16 protein-coding genes are annotated in these 16,124 nt (G+C 70.9%); 12 read left to right on the top strand and 4 right to left on the bottom strand.

What is annotated here, in order from left to right; translation table 11 throughout:
- The first annotated feature begins 32 nt into the window (after nt 1-32).
- From H0488_RS05005 to H0488_RS04955, 11 genes are all read left to right on the top strand, one after another.
- Nucleotides 33-836: a 2-keto-4-pentenoate hydratase gene (locus H0488_RS05005; protein WP_312856222.1), complete on the top strand. Its 804-nt coding sequence runs from the start codon at nt 33-35 to the stop codon at nt 834-836.
- Between the two features lie 2 nt (nt 837-838).
- Nucleotides 839-1,759: an acetaldehyde dehydrogenase (acetylating) gene (locus H0488_RS05000; protein WP_183098187.1), complete on the top strand. Its 921-nt coding sequence runs from the start codon at nt 839-841 to the stop codon at nt 1,757-1,759.
- 1 nt (nt 1,760) lies between these two features.
- The gene (gene dmpG, locus H0488_RS04995; RefSeq protein ID WP_183098186.1) at nt 1,761-2,897 is read left to right on the top strand and encodes a 4-hydroxy-2-oxovalerate aldolase; all 1,137 of its coding nucleotides are present in this window, start codon (nt 1,761-1,763) and stop codon (nt 2,895-2,897) included.
- Nucleotides 2,898-2,969: 72 nt separating this feature from the next.
- The gene (gene hsaA / locus H0488_RS04990) at nt 2,970-4,151 is read left to right on the top strand and encodes a 3-hydroxy-9,10-secoandrosta-1,3,5(10)-triene-9,17-dione monooxygenase oxygenase subunit (RefSeq protein ID WP_183098185.1); all 1,182 of its coding nucleotides are present in this window, start codon (nt 2,970-2,972) and stop codon (nt 4,149-4,151) included.
- Nucleotides 4,151-5,086, top strand: coding sequence for a 4,5:9,10-diseco-3-hydroxy-5,9,17-trioxoandrosta-1(10),2-diene-4-oate hydrolase (hsaD, locus tag H0488_RS04985; RefSeq protein WP_183098184.1), 936 nt, complete (start codon nt 4,151-4,153; stop codon nt 5,084-5,086). Before hsaA ends, hsaD begins: the two co-directional genes overlap by 1 nt.
- Nucleotides 5,083-5,979 carry an iron-dependent extradiol dioxygenase HsaC gene (hsaC, locus tag H0488_RS04980; protein ID WP_183098183.1) on the top strand — a complete coding sequence of 299 codons (897 nt, stop codon included), beginning with the start codon at nt 5,083-5,085 and terminating at the stop codon, nt 5,977-5,979. The genes hsaD and hsaC overlap by 4 nt, the downstream gene beginning before the upstream one ends.
- 19 nt (nt 5,980-5,998) lie before the next feature.
- Complete coding sequence (locus H0488_RS04975) at nt 5,999-6,670, top strand: flavin reductase family protein (protein WP_246371467.1); 672 nt, start codon at nt 5,999-6,001, stop codon at nt 6,668-6,670.
- Nucleotides 6,671-6,698: 28 nt separating this feature from the next.
- Nucleotides 6,699-7,679: a trypsin-like serine peptidase gene (locus tag H0488_RS04970; RefSeq protein WP_183098182.1), complete on the top strand. Its 981-nt coding sequence runs from the start codon at nt 6,699-6,701 to the stop codon at nt 7,677-7,679.
- A 43-nt stretch (nt 7,680-7,722) separates the two neighbouring features.
- Nucleotides 7,723-8,163, top strand: a complete 441-nt coding sequence (locus H0488_RS04965) for a TetR/AcrR family transcriptional regulator (RefSeq protein WP_183098181.1) — start codon at nt 7,723-7,725, stop codon at nt 8,161-8,163.
- 246 nt (nt 8,164-8,409) lie between these two features.
- Nucleotides 8,410-9,834, top strand: a complete 1,425-nt coding sequence (locus tag H0488_RS04960; protein ID WP_183098180.1) for a hypothetical protein — start codon at nt 8,410-8,412, stop codon at nt 9,832-9,834.
- A gap of 33 nt (nt 9,835-9,867) precedes the next feature.
- Complete coding sequence (locus tag H0488_RS04955; RefSeq protein ID WP_183098179.1) at nt 9,868-10,212, top strand: hypothetical protein; 345 nt, start codon at nt 9,868-9,870, stop codon at nt 10,210-10,212.
- Nucleotides 10,213-10,222: 10 nt separating this feature from the next.
- Here H0488_RS04955 and H0488_RS24935 read toward each other — a convergent pair whose 3' ends face one another.
- Genes H0488_RS24935 through H0488_RS04935 form a run of 4 tightly spaced genes read right to left on the bottom strand, consistent with a single transcriptional unit; the run spans nt 10,223 to nt 14,832 of the window.
- A complete protein-coding gene (locus H0488_RS24935; RefSeq protein ID WP_183098178.1) occupies nt 10,223-11,206 on the bottom strand; it encodes an acyl-CoA dehydrogenase family protein in 984 nt (327 codons plus the stop codon).
- A 1-nt stretch (nt 11,207) separates the two neighbouring features.
- Complete coding sequence (locus tag H0488_RS04945) at nt 11,208-12,149, bottom strand: acyl-CoA dehydrogenase family protein (RefSeq protein WP_183098177.1); 942 nt, start codon at nt 12,147-12,149, stop codon at nt 11,208-11,210.
- Nucleotides 12,146-13,321, bottom strand: coding sequence for an acyl-CoA dehydrogenase family protein (locus H0488_RS04940; protein ID WP_183098176.1), 1,176 nt, complete (start codon nt 13,319-13,321; stop codon nt 12,146-12,148). The genes H0488_RS04945 and H0488_RS04940 overlap by 4 nt, the downstream gene beginning before the upstream one ends.
- The gene (locus H0488_RS04935) at nt 13,321-14,832 is read right to left on the bottom strand and encodes a FadD3 family acyl-CoA ligase (protein WP_312856221.1); all 1,512 of its coding nucleotides are present in this window, start codon (nt 14,830-14,832) and stop codon (nt 13,321-13,323) included. The genes H0488_RS04940 and H0488_RS04935 overlap by 1 nt, the downstream gene beginning before the upstream one ends.
- 40 nt (nt 14,833-14,872) lie before the next feature.
- Between H0488_RS04935 and H0488_RS04930 the strand changes: the two genes are divergently transcribed.
- Nucleotides 14,873-16,123 (top strand): acyl-CoA dehydrogenase family protein, encoded by a 1,251-nt coding sequence (locus tag H0488_RS04930; RefSeq protein ID WP_183098175.1) that lies wholly within the window; start codon nt 14,873-14,875, stop codon nt 16,121-16,123.
- The last annotated feature ends 1 nt before the right edge of the window (nt 16,124 follow it).

Genomic DNA, 16,124 nt, shown 5'->3' with positions numbered 1-16,124 from the left:
ACAAAACTGTAACAGGTTCTAGTATCTACCTCGTGACCTCTCACGACGCGATCTCGGCAGCGGTGGAGCGCCTGGCCGAAGCGCAGCAGACCCGGGTGCCGTGCGCTGCTGTGCGTGACCTCATCGGCACCGACGACCTGCCGGCCGCCTACGCGGTCCAGCAGGGACTGGTGCAGGGCCGGCTCGCTGCCGGGGCCACCGTCGTCGGCCGCAAGATCGGCGCCACGTCGGAGGCCGTGCAGCGCCAGCTCGGGGTCGACCAGCCCGACTTCGGCTACCTCCTGAGCGACATGGACGTCAGCCACGGCGCCCAGGGGACGCCGGTCTCGATGCGGACCCTCCTCCAGCCGCGGGTCGAGGCCGAGGTCGCCTTCGTGCTCGCCCAGGACATCGACCTCGACGAGGACGACATCACGCTCGAGGCGGTGCGGGCCGCGGTCGACGTCGCGCTGCCCGCGCTCGAGATCGTCGACTCGCGGATCGCCGCGTGGGACATCGGCTTCACCGACACGGTCGCCGACAACGCGTCCAGCGGGCTGTACGTCGTCGGCCGCGACGGGCGGAAGCTGGACGAGCTCGAACCCCGCGACGTGGTGATGTCGCTGACCATCAACGGCGAGGAGCGGTCGGCCGGCACCGGCGCCGCGTGCCTCGGCGACCCGCTCGAGGCGCTGCGATGGCTGGCCGTCCAGGCGCGCCGCTTCGGCGACCCGCTGCGCGCGGGTCACCTGATCCTGTCCGGGGCCCTGGGCCCGTTCGTGCCGTTCGCTCCGGGTGACCGGGTGGCGGCGTCCATCAGTGGCTTCGAGCCGCTGGTCGTGGAGTTCGAGGAGTGAACATGGTTTCGACAGGCTCAACCAGCGGCCGGGTCACCGCCGCCATCGTCGGCCCCGGCAACATCGGCACCGACCTGATGTACAAGCTGCTCCGCAGTGACGTGATCGAGCCGCGCTGGATGATCGGGGTCGACCCCGCCAGCGAAGGCCTCAAGCTCGCCGCCGACCAGGGCCTGATCTCCACGCACGAGGGCGTCGACTGGCTGCTCAAGCAGGACGAGCTGCCCGACCTCCTGTTCGAGGCCACCTCGGCCTACGTCCACAAGGAGTACGCCCCGCGCTACGCCGAGGCCGGCATCCGCGCGATCGACCTGACGCCCGCCTCCGTCGGCCCGGCCGTGATCCCGCCGGTCAACGGCGAGGAGCACGTCTCCGCGATGAACGTCAACATGATCACCTGCGGCGGCCAGGCCACCATCCCGATGGTGGCGGCGGTCTCCCGGGTCACCCCGGTGTCGTACGCCGAGATCGTCGCCTCGGTCTCCAGCGTCAGCGCCGGCCCGGGCACCCGCGCCAACATCGACGAGTTCACCCGCACGACCGCGGCCGGCGTGGAGTCGATCGGTGGCGCCGAGCGCGGGAAGGCGATCATCATCCTCAACCCGGCCGAGCCGCCGATGATCATGCGCGACACGATCTTCTGCGCTGTCGACCCCGACGCCGACACCGACGCGATCGCAACGTCGATCCACGAGATGGAGCGGGCCGTCCAGGAGTACGTCCCGGGCTACCGTCTGCTCCAGGAGCCGCAGTTCGACGGGCCCTCCGATTTCACGAAGGGGATGCGCCGGGTCTCGATCTTCGTCGAGGTCGAGGGCGCGGGCGACTACCTGCCGCCGTACTCCGGGAACCTCGACATCATGACCGCAGCTGCGACCCAGGTCGGTCAGCACATCGCCCGCTCGATCCTTGGGAGCAACTGACATGACTGCCTTCGACAGCTCCGACATCAACGCCCTCGAGCGCACCTGGTCGGGCACCCACGGTGACGAGCCGTTCGGCAAGCTCGACCTGCGCCTGACCGACACCTGCCTGCGCGACGGGTCGCACCACAAGCGGCACCAGTTCACCGCGCAGGAGGTGCACGACATTGTCGCGGCCCTCGACGAGTCCGGCATCCCGGTCATCGAGGTGACCCACGGCGACGGTCTCGGTGGCAGCAGCTTCAACTACGGTTTCTCCCGCACGCCGGAGCAGGAGCTGATCAAGATCGCGGCCGAGACCGCGAAGCGGGCGAAGATCGCGTTCCTGATGCTGCCGGGCCTCGGCACCAAGGACGACATCCGCGCCGCTCAGGACAACGGCGGCCAGATCTGCCGGATCGCCACCCACTGCACCGAGGCCGACGTCTCCATCCAGCACTTCGGGCTGGCCCGTGAACTGGGTCTGGAGACCGTCGGCTTCCTGATGATGAGCCACACCCAGCCGCCGGAAGTGCTGGCGAAGCAGGCGCGGATCATGGTCGACGCCGGCTGCCAGTGCGTCTACGTCGTCGACTCCGCGGGCGCCTTGATCATGGAGCAGACCGCCGACCGGGTCTCCGCGGTGGTCGCCGAGATCGGCTCGCAGGCCGACGTCGGCTTCCACGGCCACGAGAACCTCGGCCTCGGCGTCGCCAACACCGTCATCGCGGCCCGCGCGGGAGCGACCCAGATCGACGGCTCCGTCCGCCGGTTCGGCGCCGGCGCCGGCAACACGCCGCTGGAGGCGTTCATCGGGGTGTGCGACAAGCTCGGCTGGACCACCGGCGTCGACTTCCTCAAGATCGTCGACGCGTCCGAGGACGTCATCAAGCCGGCCATGCCGGAGGAGTGCCAGCTCGATCGGATGACGCTGATGATGGGCTACGCCGGCGTCTACTCCTCGTTCCTGAAGCACGCCGGCAACGCGGCCGAGCGGTACGGCGTCTCCGGTGCCCAGATCCTGCTGGAGGCCGGCCACCGCAAGCTGATCGGCGGCCAGGAGGACCAGCTCATCGACATCGCGCTGATGCTCAAGGCCAAGGGTCTCGAGACGGTCGCCAGCGCGACCTCCTCGACCACCGAGGCCGCCAACGCCTGACGCAGGTCCTTTGCAGAAACTAGAACGTGTTCTAGTATTGACGACATCGCACTTCCGACAGGAGCTCCCCAGATGAACCGAACCCCCGAGGTCCAGGCAGTCCTGGACGGCGTCCGCGACCTGCTGCCGACTTTTCGCGAGCGCGCCGACGAGGGCGACCGGCTCCGCGTCGTGCCGGAAGCGTCGATCAAGGAGCTGGAGGAGACCGGCTTCTTCCGGCTGCTCCAGCCGAAGCGGTACGGCGGCTTCGAGGCCGACCCGGTGGACTTCTACACCGCCGTGCGCGACATCGCCTCGGCCGACGGGTCGACCGGCTGGGTCGCCAGCGTCGTCGGTGTGCACCCGTGGCAGGTGGCGCTCTTCGACGACGAGGCACAGCAGGCCGTGTGGGGTGACGACCAGAGCGTGCGGTTGAGCTCGTCGTACGCCCCGACCGGCAGGGCGGTGCTCACCGAGGGCGGCTTCAAGCTCTCCGGCAAGTGGAGCTTCTCCTCGGGCAGCGACCACTGCACCTGGGTGCTGCTCGGTGGTCTGGTCTTCAACGAGGAGGGCCAGGTCGTCGACTTCCGCACGTTCATGGTCCCGCGGGAGAAGTACGAGATCGTCGACGTCTGGAACGTCGTCGGCCTGCGCGGCACCGGCTCCAACGACATCGTGGTCGAGGAGACCTTCATCCCCGAGGCGTTCACGCTCTCGATGGGGGAGACCGGCCAGTGCAAGGGCCCCGGCCAGGCGGTCAACGACAGCGACCTCTACAAGCTGCCGTTCCACTCGATCTTCACCAGCACCATCGCCACCCCGATCATCGGGATGGCCAAGGGCGCGTACGCCGAGCACGTCGAGATGCAGCAGAAGCGGGTGCGTGCGGCGTACCTCGGTGAGAAGGCCTCGCTCGACCCCTTCGCCGCGGTCCGCATCGCGCGGTCGTCCTCGGAGATCGACGCTGCCTGGGCGCTGCTCATGAACAACATCCGCGAGGAGCAGGACCTCGTCGCCCGCGGCGAGACGATCCCGCTGGAGCTGCGGCTCCGCGTCCGGCGCGACCAGGTGCTCGGCACCACCCGCGCCATCGAGGCGATCGACTCGCTGTTCGAGGCGTCGGGTGGCCGGGCGCTGTCCGAGGGCACCTACCTCCAGCGGGCGTGGCGCGACGCCCACGCCGGCCGGGTGCACGCGGCCAACGACCCGGAGCGGGCGCTCCAGATGTACGGCGCCCAGCAGTTCGGTCACAAGGTCGATCCCGGGATGTACTGATGTCCTCCGCCAAGGCTCCGCTCGACAAGGAGAGTGTCCGCCGGTCGGCGAAGGCCGGCGACATCACCCTCAACTACTACGAGGCGGGCCCTGCAGATCCGTCGCGCGCCGACGTCGGCGGCGGACTTCCCTTCGTGCTGCTGCACGGCGGCGGTCCCGGTGCGTCGGCGTGGAGCAACTTCGGCTCCGCGTTGCCGCGGTTCGCAGAGAACTTCCGCACCCTCCTCGTCGACCAGCCCGGCTTCGGCCAGTCCGACAAGCCGCCGGTCACCGCCAACTACTTCCGGCACTCGGCGGACTACTTGGTCAAGCTGCTCGACGAGCTGCAGATCGAGAAGGCGCACCTCCTCGGCAACTCCCTCGGCGGAGGAACGGCCACCCGCTTCGCGCTGTCCTACCCGGACCGCGTCGGTCGGCTCGTCCTCATGGGTCCCGGCGGCCTGTCGCTGAACCTCTTCCACGCCGACCCGACCGAGGGCGTCCAGCGGCTGATGGACTTCAGCATGGATCCCACGCGCGAGCGGCTGCGGGCCTTCATCTCCAGCATGGTGGTCGACCAGAGCCTGGTCACCGACGAGCTGGTGGAGGAGCGGTTCGCCGACGCGACCGCCCCCGGCTCCCTGGAGGCGATGCGCTCGATGGGCGCGTCGTTCTGGAACCCGGAGTGGGCCGAGGACGGCATGCTCTGGCGCGAGGTGCACGCGATCCGCAAGCACACGCTGCTCACGTGGGGACGTGAGGACCGGGTCAACCCGCTCGACGGCGCGCTGGTCGCGCTCAAGCAGATCCCGCGCGCCCAGCTGCACGTGTTCCCCAACTGCGGCCACTGGGCTCAGATCGAGGCGGCGGAGGAGTTCGCGAAGGTCTGCACGACCTTCCTCGCGGGTCACGTCGAGAGGGTTTCGACAAGCTCAACCACCGGAGGTCCCCGATGATCGACATCAAGTCCATGGGCTACGTCCGGGTCGCCAGCACCGACCTGGACGCCTGGAAGACCTTCGCCGGCAAGGTCCTCGGACTGGCCGAGGGCCGCGGGCCGAACCCGGACCACCAGTACTGGCGGATCGACGAGGTCTCCGCCCGCCTGGTCGTCTTCCCGTCCGACGTCGACCAGCTCTCCTGCACCGGCTGGGAGGTCTCCGACCACCAGGCTCTGCAGGCGGCTCGCGAGCACCTGCAGAAGGCCGGCGTCGAGTTCGAGGAGGGCACGAAGGACGAGCTCGACGAGCGCAGGGTCCAGGAGCTGGTGCGGTTCCGCGACCCGTGGGACAACGTCTTCGAGCTCTTCCACGGCATCACCTACGAGTCGCGACCGATCGTGACGCCGTACGCCGCGAAGTTCGTCACCGCCGATCAGGGCATGGGCCACATCGTCGTACCGGTGCTCGACGACGTCGAGGCGCTGCGCTTCTACACCGAGGTGCTCGGCTTCCGCCTGCGCGACTCGATGAGCATGCCGGGTGAGTTCGTCGGCAAGGAGCCCGGCAGCAAGGTCTGGCTGCGGTTCCTCGGCGTGAACCCGCGGCACCACTCGCTGGCGTTCCTGCCGATGCCCAACCCGGCCAAGTGCGTGCACATCATGCTCGAGGTCGACGAGCTCGACCACGTCGGACGCGCGCTCGAGCGGGTCCGCAAGCACGGCGCCAAGCTGTCGGCCACCCTCGGCCGCCACATGAACGACGAGATGGTCTCGTTCTACGTGAAGTCGCCCGGCGGCTTCGACGTCGAGTTCGGCACGGAGGGCCTGCGCGTCGACGACCACAAGTGGGTCGCCCGCGAGTCGACGGCCGTCTCGTACTGGGGCCATGACTTCGGCGCCGGAAGCTGAGATCGCTACGGTGGCCAGCATGCCCACGGAGTCGTCACCCCCCTCGTCCGGCAGGGTGCCCGACGGTGAGATCCCCGAGGGCATGAGTCCGGACGCGCGGGACACCTGGCCGCACCCCGCGCTGATCGACTCCTGGCTCGGCGACGCCGAGATCGACTTCGAGTTCCGCCCCGGCGAGGACGTCGCGGTCCACGACGACCCCGAGGCCCGGGCCGCCGCCCGCCGGTTCCGCGACGTGCTCGGCACCTTCGCCTCCGGGATCACGGTGATCACCACGATCAGCAACGGTGAGCCGATCGGCATGACCTGTCAGTCCTTCTCGAGCGTCTCGCTCGACCCGCCGCTGGTGCTGTTCGTGCCGGCGAAGTCGTCCCGGGCGTGGCCGCTGATCCAGCGCAGCGGCCGGTTCTGCGTCAACGTGCTCGCCGCCGACCAGGAGCACGTGTCGGCCCAGATGGCCACCAAGGGCGCCGACAAGTTCGCCGGCATCGCCTGGAGCCCGGCCGAGGCCACCGGTTCGCCGGTGATCGACGGCTCCCTGGCCCACCTGGACTGCACGATCCACAAGGTCCACGAGAGCGGCGACCACTACGTCGTGATCGGGCGCGTCGAGCACCTGGAGACGTCGGGCGAGGACGCCGAGGGCCCGTTGCTGTACTTCCGCGGAAGCTACCGGACGACCGACTCCTGAGGACCCCCTGCGGGTAAGGTTCACGCGCATGGGGGTCTTTCGTTCTTTTTCCGCGCTCACCATCGGCGCGCTGGTCTCGGTCACTCTGGCGGGCGTGGTGCCGACCCCGCCCGACGCCGGCCCCGGCCGGCCGGGCACGGTCGCCGCGGCCGACCCGGGACGCGTCGTCGCCGCTCCCGAGCCGCTGCGCACCGCCCGGGAGGTCCGCCGCTACTGGACCCGCGCCCGGATGGCGGCCGCGGTGCCCATCGAGGAGCTCGTCCCGAGCCTGAGCGCCTCCACGTCCGGCGCCGGCGCCGACGCGCCGCGCCGTACGCCGGAGCGGGCGGGCGTGAGGACGCCGCGGACCACGGGCAAGCTCTTCTTCAACGTCGACGGAGGGGCTGCGGTCTGCTCGGCCGCGGCGATCAAGACCGAGAAGCGCAACCAGGTGATCACCGCCGGTCACTGCGTCCACACCGGGCCGAACCCCGGCGGCATCCTGCTTCCTCCTGATCCGCACTTCTACAGCGACTGGCTGTTCGTGCCGCGCTACCGCAACGGGGCGGCGCCGTTCGGACGCTGGGTGGCCAACGGGGCCTGGGCGTTCACCGGCTGGATCGAGAACGAGTCCTTCAAGTTCGACCAGGCGATCATCTCGTTCAAGAAGCGCAACGGCCGGCGGCTGGTGGACCAGGTCGGGGGCAACGAGGTCGTCTGGGGCAAGGACCAGCGTCAGTGGGGCACCCGGATCTGGGGCTGGCCCGCGGAGTTCCCGTACGACGGCGAGACGCCGCAGCGTTGCGACGGACGCACGGTCCCGTTCGAGAACAGCGCCGACGCCGCGATGAACAACTGCGACATGAACGGTGGTGCGAGCGGGGGTCCGTGGCTCCTGCCGCGCGGTCGGACGGCCAACACCGGCCGGATCTGGGCAGTGACCTCGCGGCGGGTGATCGGCGAGCCGATCCTGCTGGCGAGGCCGCTCCCACGTGAGATCCGTCGCATGATCCGCTCAGCGAACCGCTGACGTTCGCCGCGCGACGGCGCGGGCTGGCACGATCGCTCCTGCTATGCGCAGCCTGGACCCGACCGAAGACTTCGCCATCCAGCTGGTGCGCCGGTTCCTCGTCCTGTGCGAGCACCCGCGCACCCGCTCCCGGATGCTGCGGATCGTCGCGCGCTCCTCACAGTCCGGTGACGAGGCGCCGCGCATCCTGCGCTGGTTGAACCGCGCCCTGCTCCTGCCCCGCATGCGCCGCGGCGGCCGTCCGATGTCGGCGATGAAGTGGGAGCTGATCGCCTCCCAGCTCTTCGGGATGGCGACGATGCGCTACCTCCACGAGCTGGAACCGATCGCCTCCGCCGACCGCGCCGACGTGGTGCGAATGGCCGCCCCCGGCATCCTCGCCGTCCTCCAGGGACCCGACGACGTCTTCAGCGCGCTGGTGATCGACGAGTCCGAGGACCTGTCCGATCTCGGCGAGCTGCCTGGGACCGGCAAGGGCAGATAGGTACGCCCGCTGGTTGAGGTGCGAGCGAAGCGCGCTGGCCGCTGGTAGAGGTGCGAGCGAAGCGAGCCTCGAAACCAAGGCCCGGTGGTCGAGGAGGTCGCCCTGGCTTCCCCGGTGGTCGAGGAGGTCGCCCTGGCGACCGTCTCGAGACCCCGTAACCCAACGGAGGCCGGTGCGAGGCCGCCCTTATCCCCAGGACACAACGCGATGCCGACATTCGAACGGATGTGCGAGTACAATTGGGGCATGGAGTACGACGACCTGACCGACCTCGATCCCGCCGCGACCCTTGCGGCGGTGGAGGAGCGGGTGCGGGCGCGGCGCGCCGGTGAGGTGGCCGACATGCTGCTCGCGCTTCATTGGTGCGACCTGCACTCCGCGGACCCGCAGGCACTGCCGGGGGCGGTGCCGGCGAGGCGGGGCGGAGACCGGCTGCTGCGGATCGGCGGCGACGGGACGCCCGAGGTGGCGGAGCTGTGTTTCGCCGAGCTCGCGATCGCGCGCGGCGCCGGCGTGGTCGCGACCGAGAACGAGGTGGCGGCAGTCCTCGACCTCAGACACCGGATGCCGCTGCTCTGGGGTGCCGTGCGGCGGCTCGAGGTCGAGGCGTGGGTGGCCCGCAAGATCGCCAAGGACGCCCGTCGGCTCGACCGGGACCGGGTCGGGATCGTCGATGCGGCCGTCACCGCCGCCGTCCACGAATCCCCGGGGCGGCTGATCGCGATCGCGGAGGCCAAGATCATCGAGGCCGACCCTGAGCTCCACCGGGCCCGCCTCGAGGAGGATGCCCAGCGCACGGGCGTGTGGCTGTCGAAGGTCCGCCCCGGACAGATCGTCGACGAAGTCACGGGCGAGCCGGCCACCCGACGGATCAGCGCCAAGGTCCCGACGGGCGCGGCGATCAGGTGCGACGAGAACGTCGACGACCTCGCCGAGGTGATCTTCGACAACACCCCGCCCGACGCCGCCGGCAACCGGCCCACCCACGCCGAGTGCCGCCTCGCCGCGTTCGAGATGCTGACCACCGACCCGCACCGCGCGGTCGCGTTCCTCGACGAGCTCGCGGCCGGACAGCCGGCCGACGACGTCGCGCCATCACCGAAGCGCCCGCGCCGACCGGCCAAGATCGTGCTCCACCTCACCGACCGGGTCCTGTGCGGTCAGGACCAGGGTGTGGCCCGGGTCGAGGGACTCGGGCCGATGCTGCTGGAGCAGCTCGGCGAGCTGCTCGACGGTCGCGACCTGGTCGTCCAGCCGGTGATCGACCTCGACGTGACGAAGTCGGTCAACGGTTACGAGCACCCGACCGCGGTCAAGCAGCGCACCCTGCTGCGCACCCTCGGTGACGTGTTCCCGCATTCCACGAACCGGGGTGTGGTCCGGCTCGACCACGACCACGCGACGCCGTACGACCCGGGTGGCCCACCCGGCCAGACGGGCGACCACAACGACGCGCCCCTGACCCGCAAGCACCATCGGGCCAAGACCCACCGGGGTTACGACGTCCGCCAGCTCTCCCTGGGTGCCTATCGGTGGGTCACACCGCACGGCCTGGCGCGGATGGTGACCCCGAGCGGCACCCGCAAGATCGAGATCCTGCGAGCCAAGGACGGCAGCGTGGCGGGCGAGATCTATCCCGGCACCGGCCTGGACTACCGCCCGCGCACCTGACCCGACTCGCGGGGGTGGGGCAGAATGTCGCCGGTGACGGACCTGGCGGCGGTCGAGGCGCGACTCCAGGCGGTGGTCGACCGCTATCGTCCCGATCTTGTCGACGGGACCATCTACGGCATCCCGTCGCTGTGCTGGCCGGGCGCCAAGGGCCACGACTACTTCGTGGCTCTCAAGCGCGGCAAGAAGCACGTCGGCCTGTACCTGATCATCGCCGACCGCTACCCCGACGATCTCGCGACCGCCTCGCCCGCGCTGCTGGCACGCCGCTCCGGACGGGCGACCTTCGCGTTCCCCGCCCTGGACGACGAGCTCGCCACCGACCTCGAGGCTCTGCTCGACCGGCTGTTCCTGAGGTACCGCGCCGAGCACGAGTGATGCGCGGGCGTCAGAGCGAGATCGCGGCCCGGTGCTGGTGGGGAGCGCCGAACAGCTGCCCGAGCGCGTGCGCACGCTTGAAGACCAGGTGCGCGTCGTGCTCCCAGGTGATCGCGATGCCGCCGTGCAGCTGGACGCACTCGCCGGCGAGGTGGGCTGCCGCCTCGAGGCAGTACGACGCCGCGGCGCGGGTCAGCTCGTCGGCGTCAGCGCCGCCGGTGGCCAGGGCGTAGGAGGCCGCCCAGGACGCGGAGCGCCCGATCTCGAGCCGGGCCAGCATGTCGGCCATCCGGTGCTTGAGGGCCTGGAAGGACCCGATCGGACGCCCGAACTGGACCCGCTCCTTGCTGTAGTCGACGGTCATCCGCAGTGCCCGGTCGCAGAGGCCGACCGCGAGCGCGGCCGCGGCGGCGGCGCCGACGAGCTCGGCGCGGGCGCGGGCGGCGGCGCCGTCACCGATCACGGTGGTCGTCGCGCCCGACCGGTCGAGCCGGGCGAGCCGGATCGTCTGGTCCATCGACTCCGCCCAGGTGGCGGTCGCGCCGGTGACCTCGACCAGGTCGTCGCCGTCGACGGCGAGCAGGATCGTGGCCTGGTCGCCGTCGAGCACCGGACCGTCCGTCAGCGCGATGGTGGCGACCTCCCCGGCGGCGATGCGGGGGAGCAGCCGCTCCCTGGCCTCCTCCGACCCACCGGCGAGCAGCGCCTCCGCCGCGATCACCGACGCCAGCAGCGGCGTCGGCGCGAGCGAGCGGCCGAGCTCCTCGAGCACGACCGCGGTCTCGAAGAAGGTCGCCCCGGCGCCGTCGTACTCCTCCGGGATCGAGAGTGCGGCGACTCCGACCTGCTCGCAGAGGGTGGACCACAGCGCGGCGTCATAGCCCTGCTCGGAGGCGGCCGCCGCCCGGACCGCGGCCGAGTCCGCCTGCTTGGTGAGCACGGCGCGGATGGTGGCGGCGAGCTCGGTCTGCTCCTCGCTGAGCGCGAACTCCACCTCAGGCCCCCGTCAGCGACTCGAGGATCCGCGCCCGGTGGAACGCCGGCGTGCCCCACGCGGTCACCAGCGCCCGGATCTTGGTGATCCAGATGCTGAGGTCGAACTCCTGGGTGTAGCCGATCGCGCCGTGCACCTGCAGCCCGGTGCGGGCCGCGAGGTACGCCGCGTCCGCGCACATCACCTTCGCCGCCGACACCGCGCGCGGGGTCGGGCCGAGGGCAGCGCCGTAGACGAGCGGCCGGGCGAAGTCGAGGGCGATCCGTACGTCCGCGAGCTGGTGCTTGATCGCCTGGTAGGAGCCGATCTCGCGCCCGAACTGCCGGCGCTGCTTCGCGTAGGTCACCGAGTCCGCCAGCACCCGCTCGCCGAGGCCGAGCAGCTGCGCAGCCGTGGCGAGCGCCGCCAGGTCGAACGCCTCGGCTGATCGGTCGGCGGTGTCGTAGACCCCTCCGGGCTCGACCTGGAACAGCCGTCGGGTGAGGTCCACCGACCCGAGGCGCTCGCCCACGGTGCCGGTGCGCACGCCGTCGCTCCCGGCGACGTAGACGTGGTCGGCGATGTCGGCATCGAGGGCGTACGGCGCGTGCGGTGGTACGGCGACCGTCCCGACCGCTCCGCCGGCCAGCGACTCGCGCGCGCTGCCGGCGAGCTCGGTCGCGAGGTAGGCGGCGGTCTCGACCCACGGGCCGGGCACGGCGTGCCGACCGAGGGCCTCGAACGCGACCACCAGCTCGACGGGCGAGGCGCCCATGCCACCGGCTTCCTCCGGGACCACCAGCGCGGTGACGCCCTGCTCGGCGAGCCGGGTCCACAGCTTCAGGCCGGGACCGTGGTCGCCGTCGGCCCACGCGCGGGCGACGGCCACGGTGTCGGCGGCGGACAGCAGGCCGTCGAGCGCGTCGCCGAACGCGCGCTGCTCGTCGGTGAGCTCGAACCTCATCGCTGGGCTCCCTTCGGCTCGCGCGGCAGGCCGAGGATTCTCTCCGCGACGATGTTGCGTTGGATCTCGTTGGTGCCGGCGTAGATCGGCCCGGACAGGGAGAACGTGTAGCCGTCCAGCCAGGTGGACTCGACCTCGGCCTCGGCGCCCAGCAGGTCGAGCGCGGTCTCGTGGAGCGCGATGTCGAGCTCGCTCCACCAGACCTTGTTGACCGAACCGGCGGCTCCCATCTCGCCACCGTCGGCGAGCCGGCTGACCGTGCCCCAGGTGAAGAGCCGGTAGGCCTCGGCCTTGATCCAGGCGTCGACCACGCGGTCCGCAGCCGCTGGTGGAGGTGCGAGCTTGCGAGCCTCGAAACCGAGGCGATCCTTGTAGAGACCGACCAGCCGGTCGGCCGCCGCGCAGAAGCGGCCGGGGGAGCGGAGCGAGAGCCCGCGCTCGTTGCCGGCCGTGCTCATGGCGACCCGCCAGCCGTCGCCCGGCGCACCGAGCACGTCGGCATCGGGGACGAACACCTCGTCGAAGAAGACCTCGGCGAAGCCGGCTTCGCCGTCGAGCTGGGCGATCGGGCGGACCGTGACGCCGTCGGCGTCGAGGGGGAACAGGAAGTAGGTCAGCCCGTTGTGCCGGGCCGCCTCCGGGTCGGACCGGAACAGCCCGAAGCCCCAGTGGGCGTAGGTCGCGCGCGACGACCACGTCTTCTGGCCGTTGAGCACCCAGCCGCCCCGTGCCTCGTCGCGACGCGCGGTCGACTTGAGCGAGGCCAGGTCGGAGCCCGCCTCGGGCTCGGACCAGCACTGCGCCCAGATCTTCTCGCCGGTGGCCATGGTGGGCAGGAACCGGTCCTGCTGCTCCTTGGTGCCGTGCTCGAAGATGATCGGCGCGAGCAGGAAGATCCCGTTCTGGGAGACCCGTCCGGGCGCGCCGGCGCGGTAGTACTCCTCCTCGAAGATCACCCACTCCACCAGCGACGCCTCGCGCCCGTGGTAGTCCCGCGGCCAGGACACGACGGCCCAGCGCGCGTCGGCCAGCTTCGCCTCCCACTCCTGGTGGAGGGCCCAGCCCTCGGCGGTGTCCATCGACGGCAGCGGCTCGGCCGGCACGTTGGCGGCCAGCCAGTCGCGCGCCTCGTCGCGGAACGCCCGCTCGGACTCACTCAGTTCGAGATCCACTAGTTCCTGTCCCTCAGCTCGTTCTTGAGCACCTTGCCCCCGAGGTTGCGGGGGAGTACGTCGATCACCTCGACCAGTCGAGGCACCTTGAAGTTGGCCAGCCGCTCCTTCGCGAAGGCGATCACCTCGTCGGCGTCGGCAGTCCCGACGACGTACGCCTTGCCGATCTCGCCCATCCGCTCGTCGGGCACGCCGACGACGGCGACGTCCTGGATGCCGTCCATCCGCATCAGCACCTGCTCGACCTCCGCGGGGTACACGTTGAAGCCGCCGGTGATGTACATGTCCTTGAGCCGGTCGGTGATCCGCAGGTTGCCGGCCTCGTCGAGCACGCCGATGTCGCCGGTGTGCAGCCAGCCGTCGGCGTCGATCGCCTCGGCCGTGGCCGCCGGGTCGTCGAGGTAGCCGAGCATCACGTAGTCGCCCCGCACGAGCAGCTCGCCGGTCTCCTCGTCGATCCGGGTCTCCATGCCGGGGATCGCGCGGCCGCAGGTGGTCGCCACGGTCTCGGCGGAGTCGCCCTCGCGGCACATGGTGACGACGACGGCCTCGGTCATCCCGAACGCGGTCACCACGTGGTCGATGGCCAGCCCCTCCGGCGCCGCCGTGCGCATCCGCTCGATCAGCACCACGGGTACGACGGCCGCGCCGGTCACCGCGAGCCGCAGCGACGACAGGTCGCGCTCGGACCTGCCCGGCGCGGCGAGCAGCGACTGGTAGATCGTCGGCGCCCCGGGCAGCAGGGTGATCCGCTCGGACTCGATCAGCGCCATCGTCTGGTCGACGTCGAAGGTCGCGACGGGGTAGAGCGCGGCGCCGGTGAGCAGGCCGACGAGGATGCCGATCTTGTAGCCGAAGGAGTGGAAGAACGGGTTGACGACGAGGTAGCGGTCGTCGGCGCTCACCCCGCCGAGCTCGGCCCACGCCCGGGCGACCCCGATGCTCTGCCGGTGCGCGCTCATCGCGCCCTTGGGGAGGCCGGTGGTGCCGGAGGTGAAGAGGATGTCGGCGACGTCGTCGGGGGAGACCGCGTCGGCGCGGGCCTCGACCTCCTCCGGCGTGGCCTCGCGGACGTGACGCTCCTCGCCGCGGTGGTCGAGCGAGAGCTTCGACAGCTCTCCGAGCACCCGCACGGTCGCGATCTCGCTGGCGGCGCGCAGCTCCGCGAGCTGGTTGCGTCCGAGGAACCCGTCGGCGACCAGCACCATGGTGGCGCCGGTGCGGTCGACGAGCTCGGCGACCTCGTGGCCGGTGTAGCGGGAGTTGACGGGGATCAGGGTGCCGCCGGCGTAGGTCGTCGCGAGGGCCGCGATCACCCACTCGATGCTGTTGGGACCCCACACCACGACGCGTTCACCCGGCCCGAGGCCGTGGCCGACGTAGCGGCGGGCGAGCTCGCGCACCCGGTCGAGCAGGCCGGCGTAGGTCAGGGTCCGTTCGCCCTCCACGTAGGCCGGGCGGTCGCCGTACTTCTCCGCGGCAGCGCGCAGGATCGCCGGAATCGTGTCCACCAGGACAGCCTACCAAGCATTTGCTTGGTATGGTGATGGCGTGGACCTGACCGAGAGCGCAGAGGACGCCGCCTTCCGCGAGGAGGTGCGGACCTGGCTGGCCGAGCACCTGGTCGGCGAGTGGCGCGACCTGATGGGCTTCGGCGGTCCCGGGCGCGACCACGAGGCGTTCGAGGGGCGCCTGGCGTGGAACCGGCTGCTCGCCGAGCACGGCTGGACCTGCGTCGGCTGGCCGGAGGAGTACGGCGGCCGCGGGCTCTCCCTGTGGCAGCAGGTGATCTTCCACGAGGAGTACGCGCGCGCCGACGCCCCGCACGACGTCAACCACCTCGGCGAGACGCTGCTCGGCCCGACGCTGATCGCGTTCGGCAGCGACGCGCAGAAGGAGCGGTTCCTCCCGAAGATCCGGGCGGTCGAGGAGCTGTGGGCCCAGGGCTACTCCGAGCCGAACGCCGGCTCCGACCTGGCCAACGTGCAGACCAAGGCGCGTCTCGACGAGGGCGCCGGCGAGTGGGTCATCGACGGGCAGAAGGTCTGGACCTCCAACGCCCACCTGAGCGACTGGTGCTTCGTGGTCTGCCGCACCGAGCCGGGATCGGCCCGCCACCACGGGCTGTCCTTCCTGCTGGTCCCGCTGCGCCAGGACGGTGTGGAGATCCGGCCGATCGAGCAGCTGACCAGCGGCTCGGAGTTCAACGAGGTCTTCTTCACCGGTGCCCGCACCGCCGCCGACCTGGTCGTCGGCGAGCCCGGCAAGGGCTGGGGTGTCGCGATGGGTCTGCTCGGCTTCGAGCGGGGCGTCTCGACGCTCGGCCAGACCGTCGGCTTCGCCCGCGAGCTGGAGGGCGTGGTCGCCCGCGCCCGCGCCAACGGCAGCATCGACGACCCGGTCGTGCGCGACCGGTTGGCCCGGCTCAAGGTCGAGCTGAGCGCCATCCGCAGCTTCGCGCTCCGCGCGCTGGCGCTGGTCGAGGGCGGTCAGGACTCCGCTGCAGGCGGCGGCGCCGGCTCCATCTTCAAGCTGGCGTGGGCCAACTGGCACCGGCAGCTCGGCGAGGTGGCGATGGATGTCGCCGGTGCGTCCGGCCTGCTGACGCGCGGCACCTCAGCGTCATCGTTGGGAACCTACGACCTGGACGAGCACCAGCGGCTCTTCCTCTTCTCCCGCTCCGACACGATCTACGGCGGCAGCGACGAGGTCCAGAAGAACATCCTCGCCGAGCGGGTGCTGGGTCTCCCGCGCGAACCCCGTTTCGAGACGGTCGCTGCGCGACCTCCTCAACGACCGTAAG

Source organism: Nocardioides pelophilus (assembly GCF_014180685.1).
Lineage (GTDB): Bacteria > Actinomycetota > Actinomycetes > Propionibacteriales > Nocardioidaceae > Nocardioides > Nocardioides pelophilus.
Note: the sequence above shows the minus strand (reverse complement) of the source record. Positions and strands in the feature narration are given on the sequence as shown.